The sequence below is a fragment of the Actinomycetota bacterium genome (assembly GCA_005774595.1).
Classification (GTDB): Bacteria; Actinomycetota; Coriobacteriia; order Anaerosomatales; family D1FN1-002; genus D1FN1-002.
The window spans coordinates 1-3,017 of sequence record VAUM01000245.1; the positions used below are offsets into that span (position 1 = coordinate 1).

5 protein-coding genes are annotated in these 3,017 nt (G+C 71.2%); 4 read left to right on the forward strand and 1 reads right to left on the reverse strand.

Annotated elements, in window-relative coordinates; translation table 11 throughout:
* Positions 1–868 (forward strand): CapA family protein (locus FDZ70_08600; GenBank protein TLM72187.1); only part of this gene is annotated, 868 nt, incomplete at its 5' end.
* Positions 865–1,938, forward strand: coding sequence for a M23 family metallopeptidase (locus FDZ70_08605; GenBank protein ID TLM72188.1), 1,074 nt, complete (start codon positions 865–867; stop codon positions 1,936–1,938). The genes FDZ70_08600 and FDZ70_08605, both read left to right, overlap by 4 nt.
* Here FDZ70_08605 and FDZ70_08610 read toward each other — a convergent pair.
* The gene (locus tag FDZ70_08610; protein ID TLM72189.1) at positions 1,910–2,143 is read right to left on the reverse strand and encodes a DUF951 domain-containing protein; all 234 of its coding nucleotides are present in this window, start codon (positions 2,141–2,143) and stop codon (positions 1,910–1,912) included. The genes FDZ70_08605 and FDZ70_08610 overlap by 29 nt on opposite strands.
* A gap of 108 nt (positions 2,144–2,251) precedes the next feature.
* On the opposite strand from FDZ70_08610, the gene FDZ70_08615 reads away from it, so the two are divergent.
* Positions 2,252–2,527 (forward strand): ACT domain-containing protein, encoded by a 276-nt coding sequence (locus FDZ70_08615; protein TLM72190.1) that lies wholly within the window; start codon positions 2,252–2,254, stop codon positions 2,525–2,527.
* 11 nt (positions 2,528–2,538) lie between these two features.
* Positions 2,539–3,017 (forward strand): DUF711 family protein (locus FDZ70_08620; GenBank protein ID TLM72191.1); only part of this gene is annotated, 479 nt, incomplete at its 3' end.

The window sequence follows — 3,017 nt, forward strand, 5'->3', positions numbered from 1 at the left end:
GTCCGACGTGGCGCCGCGCCTGATGGCCGCGGACCTCACGGTGGGCAATCTGGAGAGCCCGCTGTCGAGCCGCGGGGCGAAGGTGCCGAACAAGAGCTACACGTTCCAGGGCACCCCGCTGGGCGCCGACGCGCTCGCGTCCGCCGGCTTCGACGTCGTCTCGGTCGCGAACAACCACGTGCTCGACTTCGGGCCGGTCGCGCTGTCGGACACACTCGCGAACCTCGACGCGAAGCAGATCGCGTATGCGGGCGCAGGCCGGACGCGCACGGACGCATGGCGCGCCGCGACCGTCGATGCGGCAGGGAACTCGGTCGCCTGCCTCGCGTTCAGCGACATCGTGCCGCCCGGCTTCGCGGCCGACGCCGACTCGCCCGGGATCGCCGACAGCCGCAAGACGATGGACGAGGTGGCCGCCGCCGTGAAAGCGGCGGCGGCCTCGCACGACTTCGTGCTCGTGTCGATGCACTGGGGCGACGAGTACCAGTACGACGCCAACGACGAGCAGGTCCGCGACGCACACCGGCTCGTCAACGCCGGCGCGGACATGGTGCTCGCCCACCACCCGCACGTCATCCAGGGCATCGAGCGCTACAAGGGCGCGCTCATCGCGTACTCGCTCGGCGACTTCGTCTTCGACCACGACCTGCGCAGCACCGGCGAGTCGTTCATCCTGGAGGCCGAGCTCGGCCCGGCGGGCGTCGGCGAGGCGACCTGCACGCCGATCTACTGCAGCGACACGAACGGCCGGCCCGAGTACATCCACGGCAAGGAGGCGGCCGTCGTCACCAAGCGCGTGCGCACGCTGTCCAAGCGACTCGGCACCAAGGTCACCGTCGTCGGCGACGTCGCGAGGGTCGAGCGGTGAGAGGCGACTTCGAGTCCCCCATCGCCGAGCGGCCGGAAGCGCCGTCCGTGCGCCCGGTCGACGCGCCGGCCGCCGATCGCGAGGAGCGCGAGCGCCGCATCCGCCGCTCACGCTCGGAGCGCGCGGAGCGGCGGCGCAAGCAGAAGCGCGCCAACGCGGCGCTGATCGCCGCACTGGTCGTCGCATCCGCCGCGCTCGTCGCGATCGCGGTCTGGAAGTTCGGTCCGGACCCTGGCGGCCGCCGCCCCGGCGACCTCACGGACTCCGTGGTGCCCGGCGCCATGGCAGTCCCGTCGACCGCCACGGTCACGATCGCCTCGGGCACCAGCGCGTCGGACGCCTTCGCGAACACCTTCGACCCGAACGTCGAGCCGACGCCCGTCTTCGCCTCGTATCGCAGCCTGCGCCTCAACCTGCCGGTGCCGTACACCGCGCTCACGGCGATCGCGTACCACCAGGCGTCGAGCGAGAAGGCGCTGGCCATGACCTCGCTGCTGCCGAACGCGGACATGAGCAAGGCGATCAAGCTCAAGACCTCTGCGAAGTACGTGTTCAGCACCGATGCGAGCGGCACCTCATTGCCCGACGGCATCCCCTCCGTGCTCAAGGGCGAGGTGCTGCGCCTGTGGCGCAGCCACCGCACCGGCGCCACCGACCGCTGCGCCGACGTGGGAGCCAAGCCGGGCACGGCGGTCTTCGCGCCGGTCACCGGCACGGTGCTGCTCGTCCGTCCCTACGACCTCTACGGCAAGTACACCGACTACGAGCTGCACATCAAGCCCGACGGCTGGCCGGAGATCGACTGCGTGCTGATCCACATCGACAAGGTGGGCGTGAAGCCCGGTGACCGAGTCATCGGCGGCGCGACGCAGGTCGCGCAGGTGCGACTGCTCTCCGACCGCGTGCCGCACCAGCTCGGCGAGTACGTCGCGGGCGGCGGCGACCACACGCACCTGCAGCTCAACAAGCTCGCGGTGCCGGGCAAGATCGAGATCGAGGGCAAGCTCTACGACGTGAGCAAGCCCGGCGAGACCATCACGGTCACCGCGGCGCCTCCGAAGGCCCCGTAGACCCCTCGCCGGCGCGCCCGAGGTGCCCTCGGTACCGCCGGTCGAACTCGGAGCGTACGAGCATCACCCTGCGGTCGCAGCCGGTGCAGCGCAGCCCGATGTCCATTCCCACGCGCACGACCTCCCACGCGTTCGCGCCGCACGGATGCGCCTTCTTGAGCCGCACCACGTCGCCCGTCGAGACCGGATGGATCGGCACCGCCATGACCGCTCTCCCGTATACTTCGCCCGACGGCTCGCAAGTATAGCCGCCACCGCCCGTCGGACGCCCGCCGCGAAGCGCCGCGGCGAGGCGCGGAAGCGAGGGGACATCATGAAGACCCGCGCCATCGTCTCGGTCCTCGGCGAGGACCGCGTCGGCATCGTCGCCGCCATCTCGAACGTGCTCGCCGAGACCGCCACGAACATCGAGGACATCCGGCAGACCATCATCGGCGGCATCTTCTCGATGACGATGCTCGTCACGGTCGACGAGGACGCAACGCCGTTCGACGAGGTCCAGCGCCGGTTGGCCGAGGCCGGCGAGGCGATCGGCCTGCAGGTCACGCTGCAGCGCGAGGACGTCTTCCGCTTCATGCACCGGGTGTAGGGAAGCGCGCCGTGCAGCTGTCACCCGAGGAGATCCACGAGACGCTGCTGATGGTCCAGCAGCAGCACCTCGACATCCGCACCGTCACGCTCGGCGTCTCACTCGACGGCTGCGCGGCCGGAGACCCCGCGCGCGTCGCGCTGCGCGTGGGCGACACGGTGCGCCGGGCCGCGGAGCGCCTCGTGCCGGTGGCCGAGGCCGTCGCGCGCGAGTACGGCGTGCCCATCGTCAACAAGCGCATCGCCGTGACGCCGATCGCACAGCTCGCGACGGGACTCGACCCCGACGCCCTGCTCGCCGTCGCTGCCGAGATGGACCGCGCCGCCGCCGACGTGGGCGTGGACTTCATCGGCGGCTTCTCGGCGCTCGTGCACAAGGGTATCGGCGAGGGCGACCGCCGCCTGATGGACGCGATCCCCGACGCGCTGGCCTCCACGCTGCGCGTCTGCGCCTCGGTGAACGTGGCGTCCACGCGCGCCGGCATCAACGT

Excerpts from the sequence above, each read along its gene's own strand:
- FDZ70_08615 (TLM72190.1), top strand. The coding sequence starts at position 2,252 with ATGAAGACCCGCGCCATCGTCTCGGTCCTCGGCGAGGACCGCGTCGGC.
- FDZ70_08610 (TLM72189.1), bottom strand. The coding sequence starts at position 2,143 with ATGGCGGTGCCGATCCATCCGGTCTCGACGGGCGACGTGGTGCGGCTC.